Source organism: Janthinobacterium sp. HH104 (genome assembly GCF_001758715.1).
Lineage (GTDB): Bacteria > Pseudomonadota > Gammaproteobacteria > Burkholderiales > Burkholderiaceae_D > Janthinobacterium > Janthinobacterium aestuarii.
Genome location: NZ_LRIB01000054.1, coordinates 138,373 through 157,407 on the forward strand (window position 1 = coordinate 138,373; position 19,035 = coordinate 157,407).

Sequence of the window (19,035 nt, forward strand, 5' to 3'; positions counted from 1 at the left end):
AGCCGCATGCCGCCTTTCTTCCTTCCCAAGTCCTTGCTCAGCATCGCGCTGGCCGCCATGGCGCTGCCGTTTGCCGCACATGCGGAAACGCCTGCCATCGATTCCTTGACGCAGCCGATCGCCTCGCCGTATGCGGCGCAATGGAACCGCCCGCAGCAGCCGGCACGCATCCACGGCGACACGTATTACGTGGGCGTGGGCGGCTTGAGCGTGGTGTTGATCGATACGCGCGAAGGCTTGATCCTGATTGACGGCGCGCTGCCGCAATCGGTGGCCGCCATCAAGGAGCATATCCTCGAGCTGGGCTTTCGCCTGGAAGACATCAAGTTCATCCTGAATACGGAAGCGCATTTCGACCATTCGGGCGGCATCGCCGCCCTGGCCCGCGACAGCGGCGCGCAAGTGGTCGCCAGCCCGCTCGGCGCGCAGGCGCTGCGCGCGGGCTCGGTGCTCGCCATGGACCCGCAAGCGGGCGAAATCGACCCCATGCCGGCCGTGGAAAACGTGCGCGAAATCGCCGATGGCGAAACTCTGCAGCTGGGCGACGTGACCATCACGGCGCGCTACACGCCCGGCCATACGCCGGGCAGCACCAGCTGGACCTGGGTGTCGTGCGAGGATGAGGAGCGTACGGACTGCCTTAACGTCGTGTTTGGCGCCAGCCTCACGCCGGTGGCGGCCGACGATTTTCACTACCTGGGCGATGAACGCCATGCTGACCTGACGCCGGCCTTCCGCCGCGTCATGCAGGACTTCGCCAAACTGCCATGCGACATCCTGATCTCGGCCCATCCCGACCATTCCGGCGGCGACCGCAAGCTGACGCAATTGCTGGAAGGCGTCACGCCGAATCCCTTCATCGATGCGCAGGCGTGCAGCAGCTACGCGGCCAAAAATGAAGCGAAGCTCGATGCGCGCATCGCCAAGGAAAAAGCGGCTGCGACAAAATAACAACGTTGGCGCGTTCGCCATGAAAAGCGGTTGACGCACTGCAGCATCCGGTGCAGAATCATCGTCCGCAATGCAGATTAACCCAACAAAAGAAAGGATACCCATGTTCGAGCAGGCTGGCAGCAAGTCGTACTTCCACTAGCCCCGCGCATGACGCTCGGGGCCACCGGCATCTTGCCGATCCCGAGCCGGTGTCCTTGAAAACCCCGGTGAGGAAACTCGCCGGGGTTTTTTGGTTTACCAGGACCCCGGCATAACGCAGACATCAGGAACACCGTTATGCCCATTCATCAGACCCTGCGCGGCGCCCATGTGCCCGTGCATATTTTTACCGACGATATCGACGCGCAGGCATTGCGCCAGCTGCACAATATCGCCAGCCTGCCCATCGTCCATCCATATGTGGCGGCCATGCCCGACGTGCATGCCGGCATCGGCGCCACCGTCGGCAGCGTGATTCCCACGCGCGGCGCCATCATTCCGGCCGCCGTGGGCGTGGACATCGGCTGCGGCATGAACGCCGTGCGCACCACCCTGACGGCCAGCGACTTGCCCGACAACCTGGCGCGCCTGCGCAGCGCCATCGAAGCGGACGTGCCCGTCGGTTTCGAGCAGCACGACTGGAGCCGCGTGCAGGGTTCGCGCCATGCACGCGCCACGCGCCCCCTTGCCGGCCGCCTGGAGCATATCGTCGAGCGCCACCGCGGTATCGCCAAGATGCTGCGCCAGTTCGAACGCACGTGGATCTGCCAGGCCGGCACCCTCGGCGGCGGCAACCATTTCATCGAGATCTGCCTCGACGAGGAACAGCGCGTGTGGATCATGCTGCATTCGGGCTCGCGCGGCATCGGCAACGCCATCGGCCGATACTTCATCGCCGCCGCGCAGAAGGACATGCGGCGCCACCAGCTGCAGTTGCCGGACGCGGATCTGGCATACCTGAGTGCAGGCTCCACGGTGTTCGACGACTATGTGGAAGCGGTGGACTGGGCGCAGGATTATGCGCTGCTCAACCGCAGCGAGATGATGCGCCGCGTGCTCGACGCGCTGGCGAAGTTTGCGCCGCCGTTCCAGCTCGATGGAGAAGCCATCAACTGCCACCACAACTACATCGCGCGCGAAACGCATGGCAATGCCGACTTGTACGTGACGCGCAAGGGCGCCATTTCGGCGCGGCAGGGGGAGCTGGGCATCATCCCCGGCAGCATGGGCGCGCGCAGCTTCATCGTGCGCGGCAAGGGCAATCCGGAGTCGTTGTGTTCCTGCTCGCACGGAGCGGGGCGCAGCATGAGCCGCAGCGAGGCGAAGCGCCGTTACGACCGCTTCGATCTGGCCGAGCAGACTGCCGGTATCGAATGCCGCAAGGATGGCGGCGTGGTCGACGAGATTCCGGCCGCCTATAAAAATATCGACGCCGTGATGGCGCACCAGAGCGACCTGGTGGAGGTGGTGCATACCTTGCGCCAGGTCGTCTGCATCAAGGGTTGAAAGGAGAGCATATGAAAATCAAAGTGAAAGCCACGTCCAAGCCGCGCAACCCGCTGGTGGCGGCAGCGAAACTGCGCGGCGGCGCCGGCGCGCACCAGTCGGAGGCGTCGCCGCGTGCGGCGCGCCGGGCCGGCAAGCACCGCCTGCAGCAAATGCTGGCGGGCCGCCTCAAAGCTGACGATTAGCGGACCGGCAGTTCGACGATGAAGTTCGGATCAAAAGCGGGATTTTGCGGCGTGCCGCTGCGCGTCTTGTAGCCGCACGGGTTGCTGACGACGCGGCAGCGGCCGATGCGGTAGTCGCGCGAGACGTGGAGGTGGCCATGCACCCACAGGTCCGCCTGCGCGGCCAGGTCGTCCAGGCGCGAGGCGTAGGCGGGCGAACACCCTTCGCTGCCGTAGGCATCGTCGACGGACAACAGCGACGGCGCCATGTGGCTGATGACGACAGTGCGTCCGTCGAAGGGCTGCGCCAGTTCGCGCGCCAGCCACGCTTTTTGCTGCGCATGGAACATGGCCGTATCGGCCGCACGCAGTTTGCGAAAGCCCATGCCGGCCAAGCGGATGCGCTTGTAATCGTTCATGACGGCTTCCGCGTCGCGCATGGCCGCTTGCCGCGTATCGTCGCCCAGCAGGCGGAAATCCGTCCACAGGGTGGCGCCCAGGAAGCGTACCTTGTTGCCTGCCTGGTCGGTGATCACATAGGACTCCGCATCGAGAAAATGCACGTTGGGCGTGGCGGCGCAGGCCGCGCGCAGCTCCTGGCGCACCTTGTCCAGATGGTGGCCATAGCCTTCGTGGTTGCCATGCACGTACAGTACGGGCAGGCCCGCGAATGCGCTGGCGGCCCAGCCGACGGCGCGGATGCCCGTGTCGATGTCGCCGGCCAGGATGACGGCGTCGGGGCAGCTGAGCGCGAGGTCGCCCTGCGGCGCTTCGTCGCGCCATAGCTCGTGGTGCAGGTCCGACAGTATCAATAAACGCATGCTGTTTTCACGCCTGTTGAAAGAGCACCATCGTACCTGAAAACCTTCACTCTTCCGGCAGCGCGGCGAAGCTGTGCGCCAGGTAGTCGATCAGCGCGCGCACGGCCGGCAGCAGGCCGCGCCGCGAGGGAAATACTGCGTGGATGATTTCGCGCTGCGGCCGCCACTGCTCCATCAGCGGCAGCAGGCTGCCATTGGCCACCTGCTCGGTGATCATCATGGTCGGCAGCTGCACCACGCCCACGCCGGCCACGGCCGCGTCGCGCAGAGTCAGCATGTCGCCCGTGACGAAGCGCGGTGTATGGCGCAGCTGGGCGCGCGCCCCATCGGGGCCATGCAAATCCCACTGGTAGTGCTGTTGCGGCATGCCCAGGGCCAGGCTGGGCCAGTCGGCCAGGTCGGCCGGCGCCTTCGGCAGCGGTGCACCGGCGAACAGCAAGGGGCTGCCCACCATGCACTGGCCCCGTTCGGCCAGCACGCGCAGCACCAGGTCGCTGTCGGGCAGCGGCGGCGGACGCACGCGGATGGCCACGTCGATGCCTTCGGCCACCAGGTCGACGCGGCGGTTACTCGCTTCCAATAACAGAGTTACTTGCGGATGCGCGCGCATGAAACCGGCCAGCATGGGCGCGACCAGCGATTGCAGCAGGGCGATGGGGCAGGACAGGCGCACCGTGCCGCGCGGCGCGGCCCGCGTCAGTTCGATCGCTTCCTGCGCCGCTTCCGCTTCCACCAGCATCGCCTTGCAATGCTCGTAAAACGTCTGTCCCACGTCGGTGACGGAAAAATGCCGCGTCGTGCGCTGCAGCAGGCGTGCGCCGAGGCGCTCTTCCAGCAGCGCGATGCGCCGGCTCAGTTTGGATTTCGGCATGCCCAGCGCGCGCCCGGCCGGCGCGAAGCCGCCATGGTCGACCACCTGCACAAAGTAATACAAGTCATTCAGATCTTGCATGCCACCTCCTTGATCGTTCTATTTTTGGAACGCTGATGGCCTATTTTACCGTCTACCCGCTTCATCGTTGCAGGTCTATTCTGTCTCCATCGTAATGCAAACCTCAACAGGAGATCGAGATGAACAAAGTCACAGGTATCTACAGCGCACCGCGCCAGCACTGGGTAGGCGATGGTTTCCCCGTGCGCTCGATGTTTTCGTATAACGGCCATGGCAAGCAGCTGAGCCCATTCCTGCTGCTCGACTATGCCGGCCCCGCCGAATTTACCCCCGGCACCCGTCCGCCCGGCGTCGGCTCGCACCCGCACCGCGGCTTTGAAACGGTGACCATCGTCTACAAGGGCGAAGTGGCGCACCGCGATTCGACGGGCCAGGGCGGCGTGATCGGCCCCGGCGACGTGCAGTGGATGACGGCCGGCGCCGGCATCCTGCATGAAGAGTTTCACTCGCCTGCCTTCACGCAGTCGGGCGGCACCTTGGAAATGGTGCAGCTGTGGGTGAATCTGCCGGCAAAAAACAAGATGACGGCGCCCGGCTACCAGGCCATCACCAGCGACACGATACCCACGCTGGCGCTGCCCGACGATGCAGGTTCCGTGCGCGTGATCGCCGGCGATTTCGCTGGCCAGCATGGCCCGGCCCGCACGTTCTCGCCGATGCAGGTGTGGGATGTGCGCCTGGCCCAGGGCAAGCTGACGGAACTGCCCGTGCCCCGCGGCTGGAGCACGGCGCTGATCGTCCTGCATGGCACGGTGCTGGTCAATGGCGAGAGCGTGGTGCGCGAAGCGCAGATGGCGCTGTTCGAGCGCGACGGCGACAGCATCACCGTCGAGGCGAACAATGACGCCGTGGTGCTGCTGCTCAGTGGCGAGCCGATCGATGAACCCATCGTCGGCCATGGCCCCTTCGTCATGAACACCGAAGCGGAAATCGCGCAGGCGTTCGAGGATTTCAACAGCGGCCGCTTCGCCCGCATCGCGAAGTAATTTGCGCAGTGAATTTGTGTAGTACCCGTGCCGCATCCCGCGGCACGGTTTTTCAGGAGACCACCATGAGCACCCCCGCCAACTTCCAAGGTTTGCCACCGATGATCGATCCCGACGACGCCGTCATGCTGCTGATCGACCACCAGAGCGGCTTGTTCCAGCTGGTGCGCGACATCGAGCAGCACGTGCTGCGCGGCCACGTCACGGCGCTGGCCAAGCTGTCGCGCCTGGCCAAGATGCCGACGTTTACCACCGCGTCCGTGCCCGACGGCCCGAACGGCCCCTTGATCCCGGAAATCCACCATTTCAATCCGGAAGCCGTCTACATCCCGCGCACGGGCCAGATCAATGCCTGGGACAATCCGGCCTGGGTCGAAGCGATTGAAAAGACGGGCCGCAAGACCCTGCTGATCGCCGGCACGCTCACCAGCGTGTGCATGGCTTTTCCCACCATCAGCGCGCTGGCGGCCGGCTACAAGGTGTTTGCCATCATCGACGCCTCGGGCAACTGGTCGAAGATGGCCACCGACATCACCATGGCACGCGTCACGCAAGCGGGCGCCGTGCCGATCGACACGTATGCCGTGCTGGCTGAAGTGATGAGCACCTGGAACCGCGCCGATGCGATGGAATTCGCCGCCATCATGACCGACCACATCGTGCCGCCGTACCGCGCGCTGATCGAAAGCTACGACAAGGCGCAGGGCGTGCAAAAGAATGGCCGCGAAACGAAGCTGGAAATCCTCGAGGCGGCATCGAAGGGCTGACCGCCGCTATGGCGCTTCGTAGCTGCTGCGTATCGCCGCCAGCACGCCGCGCTGTTCCAGGCGCGTGATGGCGGCGTTCAGTTGCGCCAGGTCGGCGGCGCTGGTCGTGCGCGCGTTGAGCATCAGGTGCACGGGCGCGCGCAGTGCCAGGAAGGGCAGGGTGTTCAAGGCCACGCCCTGCAGACGCGCTTCGTGGCGCACGGCCAGCACGTCGCCCAGCAACAGGTCGGCGCGGCCCGCGTCGAGCATGAGGATGCCTTGCCGGAAGCTGCCGAAGGTATTCAGGCGGCCGTCTTTTTCCATTGCCGGACGGGCCGCCGCATAGTCGGCCCCGTACCAGCCCACCTTGGGCGCGAGCAGGGTGGACTTGCCGCGCGCGAGCTGCGCGAAGCTGGCGACTTGGCGGTGGTTGCCGGGCGCGCCGGATTTGCTGAAGACACCGACGGCTTCATCGCGATACGAGAGGGAAAAGCGGGCATAGGACTGGCGTTCTGGCGTCTCGGACGCGGCGGGCAGCAGGTCCAGTTCGCCTTTCTGGAACAGCAGCTGGCGCCGCGCCGTCGGCAATTCCGGCAAGGTGACCAAGGTGCAGTGCGCTTCCTTGAAGATGGCGCGCAGCAGTTCCAGGTCCAGCCCCGTATAACTGTCCTGGGCGTCGCGGTAGACATACGGCGGCCATTGCTCGAGCGCCATCGTCATGCGGCAGGCCAGGGCGGGCAGGACGCTGCCAAGCAGCGTTGCCGCAAGCAGCACGTGGCGCAAGCGCATGGAACATCTCCGCAGTGGTTCAAGTGTAGTGCTTAGCAATTTGCCAGAATGGCCACGGAAGTCAAGCAGTGCATGGCGGGTTGCGGATATCAAATGGGCTATAGTGGCGGCGTGTCTTCATCCAAAGGAAATCCGCTTGACTCCCCCGCTCGAGATCGCCGCCAATGTCTTGATGACTGCTTCCATCATCCTGGCCGGACGCAACAACATTCATTCCTGGTGGATCGGCATGGTCGGCTGCGTGCTGTTTGCCGTGCTGTTTTTCCAGGTCAACCTGTACGCCGACGTGATGCTGCAGCTGTTTTTCATCGTCACCTGCGTCATCGGCTGGCTGCAATGGCGGCGCGGCGCCGGCGGCAAGCCCTTGCCGATCACGCGCACGGGTTGGCGCAGCTTGGCCTGGGTCGTGCCGGCCGGTATCGCCTCCGTGGCCATCTACGGCATGCTGCTGCACCGCTTCACGAACGCCTACGCGCCATTCATCGATTCGGCGGTGTTGGTATTTAGCATCATCGCGCAATTCCTGCTGATGAGCCGCCGCATCGAAACGTGGGCTTTCTGGCTGCTCGTCAACACCGTCGCCGTGCCGCTCTACTACAGCCGCGGCCTGCACCTGACAGCCGTGCTGTATGCGGCCTACTGGGTCAACGCCGTCATTTCCTGGTACTGGTGGAGCGTGCAGGCACGCCGCGCGGCGGCCGTGCCGCCGGCGCTGGCCGACGCCTGATATTGCCAAAAACCAAGTCCTTAGATCCAAATCGTATATACATTCAATTTTTAATTCGTTCACCCCATAAAGACACCGGGATATAGTGGCCTTTCCCCGCTTACCGGTGTCTTTTATGTTGCGTTTTACCCTTTCTGCCTGTTTTTACGCCGTCCGGCACCAGCTGACCATGCAATGCATGGCGCAGTGGATGCCGATGCGTGTCCGTCCACGCATCCCGTAATTCCTTCATCCCCCCGTCGTCGTTTTGCCCGCAGGCCAATCCGGTCCGTGTGCCCCTGCTCGGCCTTTTTTATCTGAAAAAGGCTGCAATCCCAATAAGAGGAAACCATGTTCAAACCACTCGCCATCAGTCTTGCCATCGCCGCCGCCTTCCCCGCCGTCTCCACCATCGCCCACGCCGAGGATGACATGCTGCGCGTCAACGTCACCGGATCGAATATCCGCGTCAGCGAAAAAGAGGGCGCCAGCGCCGTGCAGGTCATCACGGCCAAGGAATTGAAAGCCAGCGGCAAGACCAGCGTGTCGGATGTGCTGCGCGCTATCTCCGCCAACAGCGGCAACAGCTACAACGAACAATATACGGGCAGTTTCTCGGCCGGCACGTCGGGCCTGTCGCTGCGCGGCATCGGCCAGAAAAATACCCTGATCCTGGTGAACGGCAAGCGCGTGGCCAGCTATGCGACGGCGCAAAACCTGCAGGAAACCTTTGTCGACCTGAACAGCCTGCCGATGGCGGCCGTACAGCGCATTGAGGTGCTCAAGGATGGCGCCTCGTCAATCTACGGTTCCGATGCCGTGGCCGGCGTCGTCAACATCATCCTGTACAAGGAATTCACGGGCACGGACATCACGGCGCAGTGGGGCGGCTCGACCGAAGGCACGGGCCAGCATGAAAAGAGCGCGGCGCTGCAGACGGGTTTCGGCAAGCTCGAGGAAGACGGCTACAGCCTGGTCTTCTCGATCGACGCGCAGCAGCGCGACAAGCTGCAGCAAAGCGACGTGGCGTGGATGCGCGATACGGACTTCCGCAATCAGCAGCGTGGCGCGCTGGGCTGGGTCGCCACCAATTATGCGGGCAGCGACCCGACGCGGACCCTGGGCGGGGTGCGCGGACCGCTGCAACTGGTCAATTACGGCGACATCACGCCCGGCAAGACGGGGCAAGTGCTCGCGTATAACCCGTCGCCGTATAAAACCCTGATCCCCGGCATCCAGCGCGTGCACACGGCCGCGCGCGCCACCTTCAAGCTGAACGCGGACACGGAAGCTTACGTCGACTTGCTGCACAGTTATTCGCGCGCCGACCAGACCTTCAGCGCGCCGCTCACCGTCAACAATGCCACGCGCGTGTGGAACAACGCCACGCAGGCGCTCGACACCATCCCCGTCGTGCTGCCGGTCGGCCACCCGAACAATCCGGGCGCCACGCCCCTGCCGTTCACGGCCACCCTGTTCGACCTGGGGCCGCGCCTGAAGCAGGACAAGGTCACCTTCTACCGCGCGCTGGCGGGCGTCAAAGGCACGCTGGCGGGCTGGGACTGGGATGCGGCCGTGGGCCACTCGAGCAGCAAGCTGGAAGAAACCGTGCAGAACTTCGTCAACCGCTACGAATTCCAGAAGGTGCTGGCCGATGGCAGTTATAACTTCCTCGACCAGTCGCAAAACAGTGAAGCGGTGCGCAACCGCCTGCGCCTGTCGACCCTGCGTCCGGCCGAGTCGACCCTCGACACCGTCGATTTCTCGGCCGCGAAAGACCTGTGGCAATTGCCGGCCGGTCCGCTGGGCTTTGCCGCCGGTGCCCAGTGGCGCCGCGAAAAGATGGATTCGCAAACCTCGACGGCCGTGTTGTCGGGCACGGAGCTGCGTCCGGCCATCAACATCATCAACGGTTCGCGCAGCGTGTCGGCCCTGTTTGCCGAATTCAACGTGCCCGTCGTGAAAGACCTGTCCGTCAATCTGGCGGGCCGCGCCGACCATTACAGCGATTTCGGCAATGCGTTTTCGCCGAAGGCCAGCGCGCGCTACCAGGCGGCGCCGTGGCTGCTGGTGCGCGGCACCGTGTCGCGCGGCTTCCGTGCGCCGTCGCTGCCGGAAATCACACAAAGCACGGCCGTCAGCTACGTCAGCGTGCTCGATCCGCGCGACCCGATCACGCCCACGCAGACGCGGGGCGTGACGGCCATTACCATCGCCAATACGGCGCTGCGTCCGGAGCGCTCGAATAACCTGAACCTGGGCGTGGTGGTGTCGCCGACCAGCAGTTCGAGCATCGGCCTCGATTACTACCGCATCAGGCAGGATGGCGTGATCGGCACGGAAAGCGCGACCACCACGCTCGCCAATGAAGCGTCGGCGCCGCAGAAGATCACGCGCGATGCCGATGGCCGCATCACGACCCTGTACCGCCAGTACCGCAACCAGGGACAGCGCGAAGTGTCGGGTATCGACCTCGACCTGCGCCAGCGCTTCGTCGACAAGGACTGGGGCAAGCTGACCCTGGCCGGCCAGTTGAGCCGCGTGCTGCGCTTTGCCGAACCGCTGTCCGACGGCGCCCCGCTCACCGATGGTGCCGGCACCAATTATTTCGGCTCGATTCCGAAATGGCGCGGCGTCACATCGGCCACGTGGGAGCAGGGAAAGTGGTCGTCCACGCTCACCTGGAACTACGTGGGCAGCTATGCGCAAAACACGCATCTCGATGAATCCGTGGCCGCCTTCAGCACGTTCGACGTGACCACCAGCTGGCAAGTCACGCCAGCGGCGAACGTCACCTTCATCGTGCAAAACCTGGCCAACAAGCGCGCGCCGTGGGATTACTCGGCCTCGGGCTTCGACTATACGCAGGCCGACCCGCGCGGCCGCTTCGCCTCGCTCAAGCTGAACTACAAGTTCTAATGACCGTTTGACACCTGCCGCTGGCCCGTCTGTTCATGCAGGCGCTGGCGGTAGGCGCTGGGCGTGACGCCCATGCGTTCGCGGAAGGCCGTGGCGAAGTTGCCCGCGTTGTGAAAGCCGATCAGCAGGGCGATATCCTGCACGTCGATCTCGGTCTGCTGCAGCAGTTCCACGCCGCGGGCGATGCGCGCTTCACGGATGAAAGCGAAGACCGTCATGCCCGTCTGCTCGCGGAACATCAGGGTCAGCTTTTCGCGGTAGGTGCCCACGCTGCGGGCGATTTCGGACAGGTTGGGCAGGCTGCCCAAGTTATCGAGAATCAGTTGTTTGACGGCATTGACGAACACGAGGTCCGGATGCTGCTGCCGGTCGCTGACCGGGGTCGCTGTCGGTGGCGTGCTGTTGCTTCTACGCATCAATCCCAGATGGATATGGATGCGCGCGGCCAGTTCTTCCGGCAAGAAGGGCTTGGAAATGTAATCGACGCCGCCCACCTGCAAACCCATGATGCGTTCCTTGGCGGCATCGGCGCCGCTGAGAAAGATCACGGGTATCTGTTCCGTTTCGGGATTGGCCTTGAGCAAACGGCACGCCGTGTAGCCATCCATCTCGGGCATGCGCACGTCGAGCAGGATCAGGTCGGGATGCGTGGCCAATGCCAGCTGGTAGCCCTGGTAGCCATTGAAGGCAATGCTGAAGCGATAGGGCTGCTCGCTGAGCAGCTCCATCAGCATGCGCTGCTCGAACGCGGAATCGTCCACGAGCAGGATATTCTTTTTGATGGTTTCGCTGGTCAATGGCATGGCATGGATGACTTAACCAAATAGCAAGTTGTTGCTTATTATGCCCTGCTTTTTCTTTTTTTTCTGCTTTTCTCGTGTTTCAAAAGATGTTTCTCCGCCAGAAGAAGCGCGGATTTCCCAGATCGCCAATAATTCGCTCATGCATTGATTTTAAGCAATGTCGATTGCCAAAAAATCTGTTTTGCAAATGCTGCAAACAATGCCGGAGTCCCCGGGTTCCTGACTCTCGGCACAAGTTTTTTGTCGTCCTGGTTTGCGTGCCCGAGAAAACGCCGGCAATACCGTGACTATCCTCGATGCCCTTCATATTGGTGGGCTCATTAATGATGTTCCATCATCAGGAGGTATCATGTTGCGAGTTATTTTTCCCCGCCTTATCGTTGCCGCCAGCGTGGCGGTTGCCGCCACGGCGTTCCTGCCGCGTAGCGCCGACGCCGCCGTGTATCTGAATGGCAGCGCCACCACCACCTTTGACGTCACCCTGAAAATCATCGCAAATTGCACCATCGCGGCGGCCAATCTCGACTTTGGCCAAAGTCAGGGTGTACTGGCTACTGCCGTTAACGTCAATACGACCGTGAACGTCACCTGCACCAATACCACGCTGTATAACGTGGGCTTGACGGCCGGCTCGGGCACGGGATCGAGCGGTACCACGCGCTATATGAGCGGCACGGGCGGCAACCTGGGGACGGTGCAGTTCAACCTGTACCAGACGGCTGGCAGCACCTTGTGGGGCGATACCCAGGGCACGAATACCGTCGGCGGCACCGGCAACGGCTCATCGCAGCCGATCACGGTGTACGGCAATATTCCGCCGCAAGCGACACCGGCGCCCGATACCTACAAGTCGACCATCACGGCCACCGTGTACTTTTAAGCCAGGCGCTGCGTGAAGGCCGGTGCTGTTTCCCTGATGAAAAGCGTGCTGGCGCTGCTGGCCTGCTGTGCGGCGGGCGCACACGGCGCCAATCTGCAGATTTCGCCGGTGACGCTCAATTTGCGCGCGCCACAGAATGCGGCCGGCATCAGCCTGCAAAACCTCGGCGACCAGCCCATCTACGGACAGGTGCGGGTGTTCGCCTGGGAGCAGCGCGATGGCGAGGAAACTCTGGCGCCGACGCAGGAACTGGTGGCCAGTCCGCCGATCGTGGAAATCGCCGCCAACAGCCGGCAGACCATCCGCCTCGTGCGTGCCCAGGCCGGTCTTGTGGTGCAGGAAAAGACGTATCGCGTGCTCATCGATGAAGTCAGCCGCGAAGATGGAGCGGGCCGCAGCGGCATCGATATCCGCTTGCGCTATTCGGTGCCCGTGTTCGTGCTGCCGGCCGGTGCGCCGGGCAAGGAAATACTCGACTGGCAAGTGTTTCGCGAGCGGGGCGAGTGGATGTTGCGTGTCAAGAACAGCGGCAATTTCCATGCACAGATCGGTGCGATGACATTGACGAACCAGGCGGGCAAGGAATTTGTCATCAGCAAGGGGCTGTTTGGTTATGTCCTGGCGGCACGCATGCGCGTCTGGCGCTTGCCCGTCGCCAGGGAGGCCGAACTGGATGGACCGTTGAGTATTGCGGCAAACGTGAATGCAAAGGCGCTCGTTGCCACGAATTCGACACCTTGAACCGGGCCGCCATGGCGGGCGGGTTTGCCGCGAACCGGGTTAAACCATGAGACGCGCACTGGCATCCTTGCTGTTGCTGTTGCTGGCCATGGCACCGGTGGCCAGGGCCGATGGATCGGCCGCCGAAACGGGCGCCGATCCGGGACCGGCCAGCTTGCCGAGCGATCCGATGGCGCCGAATGAACTGTATCTGGAGGTGACTGTGAATGCTGAATCAACCGGGCTGATCTTGCGCTTTACCCAGGTGGGCAAAGGCTTGCGCAGCAGTGTGGCGAACTTGCAGCAGTTGGGGCTGGACCCGGCGCGCCTGTCCGCACCCGGTCAGACCGAGGTGGCGCTCGATGCGATTCCCGGACTCAGCTATGACTATGATGCGGCGCGCCAGAGCGTGTCGCTGCAGGTGGCGGACGACTTGCGCTCGCCGTACCGAATCAACGCGCGCCTGGCCCCGCAGACGCCGCCGTCGCGCGTTACGCCCGGCGCCGTCCTCAATTACGAAGCCTATGCGGAACTGGGCCGGACGCGGCGCGCCGCCATCTTCAACGACTTGCGCTATTTCAATGACAGCGGCGTGTTCAGCAATACCGGCACCGTGAACCTGGGGTCGGACCAGCGCAAATACATGCGCTTTGACACGTTCTGGAGCCATGCCGATCCCGAGACCCTGCAGACGTGGCAAGTGGGCGACCTGATTTCCTCCTCGCTCAGCTGGAGCCGCGCCGTGCGCGTGGGCGGCGTGCAGTGGCGCAAGAATTTCCAGCTGCGCCCCGACCTGCTGACCTTTCCCGTCGCCTCCGTCGATGGCACGGCGCTCGTGCCTTCGTCGCTGAGCCTGTACGTCAATGGCGTGCAGCAATATGCTGCTAGCGTGCCCAGCGGTCCGTTCGTGCTGAACCAGGTGGCCGGCATCAATGGCGCCGGGCAAGCCACCCTCATCACGCGCGATGCCCTGGGGCGCAGCGTGACGACCGTGCTGCCCCTGTATGTCGACACGCGCATGCTGGCTGTCGGCTTGAGCGATTATTCGGTCGAGGCGGGCGCCGTGCGGCGCGACTATGGCCGCCGCCTGTTCGGCTATGAGCGGCAGCTCGTTGCCAGCGCTTCCGTCCGCCATGGCGTCAGCGACAGCTTCACCATCGAAGGCCATGCGGAACTGGCTGCCGGCCTGTATCAGGTGGGGACGGGCGCGCTGGTGCGGCTGGGCCAGGCGGGCGTGCTCAGCGGATCGCTGTCGGCCAGTGCCGGCCACAGCCGTGGCGCGCAGCTGGGCGCAGGCTACCAATACATGGGGCCGCGCTTCAGCGTCGACGTGCAAAGCGTGCGCGCCAGCGCCGGATTCGGCGACCTGGCCTCGCGCGACGGCAGCCCCGTGGTGCGCGCGGCGGACCGCTTTACCGTAAGTTTGCCCTTGCCGGCGGGAAGCTTCATCAGCAGCAGCTATATCCGCTACCGCACACCGGGCGCACCGTCATCGAAGCTGGCCACCCTGGGCTATTCGGCCACCCTGTTGCACGGCCTGTTCCTGAACGCCAGCCTGTTCCAGGATGTGCGGCAACGCGAGAAGCGGGGATTTTATGTCGGCCTGAGCATGGCCTTCGACAATAATCTGTCCATCAGCACGAGCGCCAGCCGGCAAAACGGCGAGAGCGGCCGCAGCGTCAGCGCGCAGCGCGCGGCCGACTTTGGCGGCGGCTTCGGCTGGAACTTGCAAGCTGGCACGGTGGGTGGCAATACCTACCGGCAGGCGCAAGTGGAATACCTGGGCAATGACGGCCGAGTGAGTGCGCGCACGCAAAGCAGCAGCATGGGCAAGGCCTCCTCGCTGGGCGCGGCTGGCGCGCTGGTATTGATGGATGGCCATGTCGAGACGACGCGCCAGGTGGGCAACGGTTTTGCGCTGGTCTCCACTGGCGGCGTGGGCAATATTCCTGTGCTGCATGAAAACCGCCAGATCGGCGTGACGGGCGGGAGCGGCTACCTGCTGGTGCCGAATTTGAATCCCTATGGCAATAACCAGATCAGTATCGCCACCGATGAACTCGACGTCGACGCGCGCGTACCCGTGACCAATATGACGGTTGTACCGCAACACCTGGCCGGCGTGCTGGCGGCCTTTCCCGTCGAACGCTACAGCGCCGCCACCGTCATCGTGCAGGGCGCCGATGGCAAGCCGCTGGCTACGGGCTTGCCCGTGCTGCATGTGCAAAGCGGCAAGCAGACGGTCGTGGGCTTTGACGGCATCATTTTCGTCGACGATCTGCGCGAACAGAATCAATTGCAAGTGGGTGAGGAGGACAGCGCGTGCACGGTCGGCTTTGCGTATGTGCGTCCGGCCACGGGCGGCTTGCCCGTGATCGGGCCTTTGCGCTGCGCTGCCACCGGAGGAGGCCGCTGATGCGCCGCCTGCTGCCATGGCTGACCTTGCTGCTGGGCTGCGCCTGGGGTAGTGTGGCGCAGGCGGCCGATACCTGCACGGTCAGCATGACGAATATCAATTTTGGCTCCGTCAGCCCGATTTCCGGCACCGATTACGTGGCGCAGGCCACGGGCACCTTCAGCTGCCTGTTTTCGTCGCTGAACCTGGGACAGTTGCTTACGCCCAATGCGCAAGTGTGCATCTCGCTGGGGCTGGGCACGAATTCCACCTCGGCCCTGCCGCGCAAGCTGGGCAATGGCAGCAACCGCATGGAGTACAACGTGTACGTGGACAGTTCATATGCGACGGCGAAGATCTGGGGCGGCGCCGGCGTGGCGGGCGCGCCATCGACCTTTGGCATGACCCTGTCTGCCGGCTTGCTGGCCCCGCCCGGCACGTATTCCACCACCTTTACCGTGTACGCGAAGATCCCTGCCGGTACGGCCCTGGCCGCCGTGCCCACGGTCGCCAACGCCAATACCGTCTATGCGTCGAGCTTTGCCGGCGTGGGCACCTACACGTACACGACGTATGGCCTCGTCAACTTGCAGGGGTGCTCGGCCACCAGCGGCAGCTTCGGTTTCACGGTAAGTGCCACGGCCGTCAACGACTGCACCATCGCGGCCAGCCCGATGGCGTTCGCCAACGCCTCCATCCTGACGGGCAACTTGCGCAGCACCAGCACCTTGTCCGTGCGCTGCGTGAATAACAACGCCTATCAGATTGCCCTGAACGGCGGCAGCGTGGCGGCCAATGTGGCCAACCGGCAAATGAAAAACCTCTTAACGACGGACAAGGTCAGCTACCTGCTGTCATCCACGCTCGATGGCGCGCCCTGGGGCGATGGCACGGCAGGCACGAGCATGGTGACGGGCACGGGCACGGGCGCCAGCGTGCCGCTGACGATTTACGGCCGCGTGCCGGCGCAGGTGTCGCCCCGCCCCGGCGACTACAAGGACACGGTGACGGCAACGATTTATTTTTAGAACGTGACGGTAACGAGGCCGGCGCCCGATGGCGTCGCCTGCTGGTGCAGCAGATAAGGCGTGTTGTGCTGGCAGCGTACCTGGGTGATGTTGCGCTGCGAGACGATGGTGCACGCTTCCTGCACGACGAAGGTGGCCTGCAGCGTTGCGGAAGCGGCGGTACCGGCGGTGGTGGTCTGGCAAAGGGACAGGGCGAGCAGGGCAGGCAGTACGGCAAGCTTCAAAGGGGTCATCGTGAACGCATCGAGTGAAAAACGGGCGTGGGCAGCAGCGCCGGAAGGCGTGGCTGGCACCGTTTTTCGCACCGGGATTGGGAGAGCAGAACCAGCCATGATTGTACTTGAACAAGGAAAGTGTGAGTTTTCGTGTATTTTCAGCCCGCCGCAGGGGCAAGCAGCTCACTTTCAAAATGATAGTAATTAAGTTTCCGTGTTGCAACTGAAATTTTTTTCGATTGTTGTGTTGAATCAATGTGAGGAGATGGCCATGAAACATACCAACTTTAATAATTTGCCTTGCCCGATTGCGCGCAGCCTGGGAAAGGTGGGCGAATGGTGGAGCATCCTCATCCTGCGCGAAGCGTTTTACGGCAAGACGCGCTTCGACGAATTTGAAAAAAGCCTCAAGATCGCCCCCACCATCCTGACGCGCCGCCTGGCCGACCTGGTGGAAGGCGGCTTGATGACGCGCCGCCTGTATTGCGCCAAGCCGCCCCGCTATGACTACGTGCTGACCAAGTCCGGGCGCGCCTTCAAGCCCGTCTTGCTGGCGTTTATCGCCTGGGGCAATGAAAACTTTGCGCCCGAAGGCGCCAGCCTCGTCATCGCCAGCCGCGACACGGGCCTGGCCGCCGATCCGGTGCTGGTCGATGCCACGACGGGCTTGCCCATCAATGACGAGTATTACGCGTTCGCGCCAGGGCCTGCCGCCAGCGACAGCATGCGCAGCATCATCCTCGACGCGGAAAAAAGCAGCGGCATCGCGCCCAAGCCGAAGGCGCCGGCCGCCAACCGCGGCTGGGTGGCGGAAGGGCATCTGGCCTGAAGACGCGCTGGCGGAGGTGCGCCGAGTTTGGCGCAAAGCAAGACGGACTGCACGGCATGGCGTTACCGTCGCACTATGCAATGCAAGTGCGGCGCAGGCCCGGCTGTGCAGGGTGAGGCGCCATCCGTGACCCGATGTCCGTTAAAGGAGTACTGCGATGACTACATTGCCACAACACGCTCGCCGCGCCGCCACCGTGCTGGCGCTGGCCGCCCTGCTGGGCGCCTGTTCCCATGGCCCGCATCAGCCGGGCGGCCATGACGTCACCTTGACGGGCGCGCAGGAAGTGCCGGCCAATACGAGCACGGCCAGCGGCAGCAGTAATATCCGTGTCGCCCACGACCGCAGCGTCAGCGGCGGCGTGCGCTACACGGGCATGGTGGCCACCGTCGCGCATATCCATGAAGCGCCGGCCGGCGCCAACGGCCCCGTCATCATGCCCCTGGTGAAAACGGCCGAAGGCATGTTTGCCGTGCCGGCCGGCGCCATGCTCACGCCGCCCCAGTATGCGAGCTACCAAGCCGGCAACCTGTACGTGAACGTGCACAGCGCCGCCTACCCGGCCGGCGAGATCCGCGCCCAGCTCAAGCCATAGCCGCTGGCGCTTTCCCGAAACCTCCTTGGGCCGCGCGAGCGGCCTTTTTTTGCGCCCGGCGGCCAGCCACAGCAGCGCGCTACAATGGCGCTTCATGCTGACCATCCTCGCCATCACCTTTCCCTTCTTCGCCCTGGTACTGTGCGGCTACCTGGCCGTGCGGCGTACGCTGCTGCCGCTGGCCGCCATCGGCGGCTTGAACAGTTTTGTCCTGTACTTCGCGCTGCCGTGCATGTTGTATCGCTTCGGCGCCGCCACGCCCATCGCGCAGCTGCTCGATGGCAGCGTGTTCGGCGTCTACTTGCTGTGCGCACTGATCATGGTGGGCGTCACCACGGCCATGACCTTGAGCCACCGCATCGACTGGAACAATGCCGCCTTCGGCGCGCTGGTGGCGGCCTTCCCGAATACGGGCTTCATGGGCGTGCCCCTGCTGTTGACCCTGCTGGGGCCCCGTTCCTCGGGTCCCGTCATCGTCACCATCGTCGTCGACATGCTCATTACCAGCTCGCTGTGCATCGCCCTGTCGCGTATCGGCAGCGGCGGCGCGCACGGCAGCCGCGCCGCCATCGCCAACGCCATGAAAGGCATGCTGGGCAACCCGATGCCGTGGGCGATCGTGCTGGGCGCCATGTCGTCGTGGCTGGAACTGGCCTTGCCCAAGCCATTGATGCAGACGGTGGGCCTGCTGGCCGACGCCGCCTCGCCGGTCGCCCTGTTTACCATCGGCGCCGTGCTGGCCCGTTCGCAAATGAGCACGGCCGATCCGGCGCCGCTGGGCGAGTATGTGCCCGTGGCGCTGAAAAAACTGCTGCTGCATCCGCTGCTGGTGTGGGGTATTGGCCATGCGGCCATCGCGCTGGGCGCGCCGCTCGATCCGTTCGCGCTGACCTGCATGGTGCTGGTGGCTTGCCTGCCCAGCGCCAGCAATGTCTCGCTGCTGTCGGAGCGCTTCGGCGCGAACACGGCGCGCATCGCCCGCATCATCCTGGTATCGACGGCGCTGTCGTTTTTGACGTTTTCGGCAGCCGTCAGCTGGCTGGCGTGA

Annotated in this window: 20 protein-coding genes; 14 read left to right on the top strand and 6 right to left on the bottom strand. The window is 63.9% G+C overall.

The window, feature by feature from the left end:
* Positions 1–6: 6 nt before the first annotated feature.
* From bla to JAB6_RS29470, 3 genes are all read left to right on the top strand, one after another.
* The gene (gene bla, locus JAB6_RS25330; RefSeq protein ID WP_070305379.1) at positions 7–951 is read left to right on the top strand and encodes a subclass B3 metallo-beta-lactamase; all 945 of its coding nucleotides are present in this window, start codon (positions 7–9) and stop codon (positions 949–951) included.
* Between the two features lie 279 nt (positions 952–1,230).
* A complete protein-coding gene (locus JAB6_RS25335; RefSeq protein WP_070305381.1) occupies positions 1,231–2,439 on the top strand; it encodes an RtcB family protein in 1,209 nt (402 codons plus the stop codon).
* Between the two features lie 11 nt (positions 2,440–2,450).
* The gene (locus tag JAB6_RS29470) at positions 2,451–2,624 is read left to right on the top strand and encodes a hypothetical protein (protein WP_175444615.1); all 174 of its coding nucleotides are present in this window, start codon (positions 2,451–2,453) and stop codon (positions 2,622–2,624) included.
* Here the strand turns inward: JAB6_RS29470 and JAB6_RS25340 are convergent.
* Both JAB6_RS25340 and JAB6_RS25345 read right to left on the bottom strand, forming a co-directional pair.
* Positions 2,621–3,424: a metallophosphoesterase family protein gene (locus JAB6_RS25340; protein ID WP_070305383.1), complete on the bottom strand. Its 804-nt coding sequence runs from the start codon at positions 3,422–3,424 to the stop codon at positions 2,621–2,623. The two genes, JAB6_RS29470 and JAB6_RS25340, sit on opposite strands and share 4 nt — an antisense overlap.
* Before the next feature lie 46 nt (positions 3,425–3,470).
* The gene (locus JAB6_RS25345) at positions 3,471–4,376 is read right to left on the bottom strand and encodes a LysR family transcriptional regulator (RefSeq protein ID WP_034753424.1); all 906 of its coding nucleotides are present in this window, start codon (positions 4,374–4,376) and stop codon (positions 3,471–3,473) included.
* A gap of 119 nt (positions 4,377–4,495) precedes the next feature.
* Here JAB6_RS25345 and JAB6_RS25350 point away from each other — a divergent pair, with 119 nt between their 5' ends.
* Both JAB6_RS25350 and JAB6_RS25355 read left to right on the top strand, forming a co-directional pair.
* Positions 4,496–5,362, top strand: coding sequence for a pirin family protein (locus JAB6_RS25350; RefSeq protein ID WP_070305385.1), 867 nt, complete (start codon positions 4,496–4,498; stop codon positions 5,360–5,362).
* Between the two features lie 65 nt (positions 5,363–5,427).
* Positions 5,428–6,129: an isochorismatase family protein gene (locus tag JAB6_RS25355; RefSeq protein WP_198511246.1), complete on the top strand. Its 702-nt coding sequence runs from the start codon at positions 5,428–5,430 to the stop codon at positions 6,127–6,129.
* A gap of 6 nt (positions 6,130–6,135) precedes the next feature.
* Here the strand turns inward: JAB6_RS25355 and JAB6_RS25360 are convergent, their stop codons facing one another.
* A complete protein-coding gene (locus JAB6_RS25360; protein WP_070305387.1) occupies positions 6,136–6,897 on the bottom strand; it encodes an ABC transporter substrate-binding protein in 762 nt (253 codons plus the stop codon).
* A 136-nt stretch (positions 6,898–7,033) separates the two neighbouring features.
* Here JAB6_RS25360 and pnuC point away from each other — a divergent pair, with 136 nt between their 5' ends.
* Positions 7,034–7,624, top strand: a complete 591-nt coding sequence (gene pnuC, locus JAB6_RS25365; protein WP_080698630.1) for a nicotinamide riboside transporter PnuC — start codon at positions 7,034–7,036, stop codon at positions 7,622–7,624.
* A 330-nt stretch (positions 7,625–7,954) separates the two neighbouring features.
* Positions 7,955–10,522, top strand: a complete 2,568-nt coding sequence (locus JAB6_RS25370; protein ID WP_070305389.1) for a TonB-dependent receptor — start codon at positions 7,955–7,957, stop codon at positions 10,520–10,522.
* Here the strand turns inward: JAB6_RS25370 and JAB6_RS25375 are convergent.
* Together JAB6_RS25375 and JAB6_RS29900 are read right to left on the bottom strand one after the other, a co-directional pair.
* Positions 10,519–11,325: a response regulator gene (locus JAB6_RS25375; RefSeq protein WP_070305391.1), complete on the bottom strand. Its 807-nt coding sequence runs from the start codon at positions 11,323–11,325 to the stop codon at positions 10,519–10,521. The genes JAB6_RS25370 and JAB6_RS25375 overlap by 4 nt on opposite strands.
* Before the next feature lie 12 nt (positions 11,326–11,337).
* On the bottom strand, positions 11,338–11,466 hold the full coding sequence (locus JAB6_RS29900) for a hypothetical protein (protein WP_257620510.1): 129 nt from the start codon (positions 11,464–11,466) through the stop codon (positions 11,338–11,340).
* Positions 11,467–11,674: 208 nt separating this feature from the next.
* Here JAB6_RS29900 and JAB6_RS25380 point away from each other — a divergent pair, with 208 nt between their 5' ends.
* Genes JAB6_RS25380 through JAB6_RS25395 form a run of 4 tightly spaced genes read left to right on the top strand, consistent with a single transcriptional unit; the run spans position 11,675 to position 16,348 of the window.
* Positions 11,675–12,205, top strand: a complete 531-nt coding sequence (locus JAB6_RS25380; RefSeq protein WP_034753434.1) for a spore coat U domain-containing protein — start codon at positions 11,675–11,677, stop codon at positions 12,203–12,205.
* A 12-nt stretch (positions 12,206–12,217) separates the two neighbouring features.
* Positions 12,218–12,946 (top strand): molecular chaperone, encoded by a 729-nt coding sequence (locus JAB6_RS25385; protein WP_254671799.1) that lies wholly within the window; start codon positions 12,218–12,220, stop codon positions 12,944–12,946.
* 46 nt (positions 12,947–12,992) lie between these two features.
* Positions 12,993–15,341, top strand: coding sequence for a fimbria/pilus outer membrane usher protein (locus tag JAB6_RS25390; protein ID WP_070305395.1), 2,349 nt, complete (start codon positions 12,993–12,995; stop codon positions 15,339–15,341).
* Positions 15,341–16,348: a spore coat U domain-containing protein gene (locus JAB6_RS25395; RefSeq protein WP_070305397.1), complete on the top strand. Its 1,008-nt coding sequence runs from the start codon at positions 15,341–15,343 to the stop codon at positions 16,346–16,348. The genes JAB6_RS25390 and JAB6_RS25395 overlap by 1 nt, the downstream gene beginning before the upstream one ends.
* Here the strand turns inward: JAB6_RS25395 and JAB6_RS25400 are convergent.
* Positions 16,345–16,581 (bottom strand): hypothetical protein, encoded by a 237-nt coding sequence (locus tag JAB6_RS25400; RefSeq protein ID WP_034753441.1) that lies wholly within the window; start codon positions 16,579–16,581, stop codon positions 16,345–16,347. The genes JAB6_RS25395 and JAB6_RS25400 overlap by 4 nt on opposite strands.
* Positions 16,582–16,834: 253 nt before the next feature.
* Between JAB6_RS25400 and JAB6_RS25405 the strand changes: the two genes are divergently transcribed.
* The 3 genes from JAB6_RS25405 (at position 16,835) to JAB6_RS25415 (ending at position 19,035) form a co-directional block, all read left to right on the top strand.
* Positions 16,835–17,392, top strand: coding sequence for a helix-turn-helix domain-containing protein (locus JAB6_RS25405; protein WP_034753667.1), 558 nt, complete (start codon positions 16,835–16,837; stop codon positions 17,390–17,392).
* A gap of 157 nt (positions 17,393–17,549) precedes the next feature.
* The gene (locus tag JAB6_RS25410) at positions 17,550–17,987 is read left to right on the top strand and encodes a CHRD domain-containing protein (protein ID WP_070305399.1); all 438 of its coding nucleotides are present in this window, start codon (positions 17,550–17,552) and stop codon (positions 17,985–17,987) included.
* A gap of 94 nt (positions 17,988–18,081) precedes the next feature.
* A complete protein-coding gene (locus JAB6_RS25415) occupies positions 18,082–19,035 on the top strand; it encodes an AEC family transporter (protein ID WP_070305559.1) in 954 nt (317 codons plus the stop codon).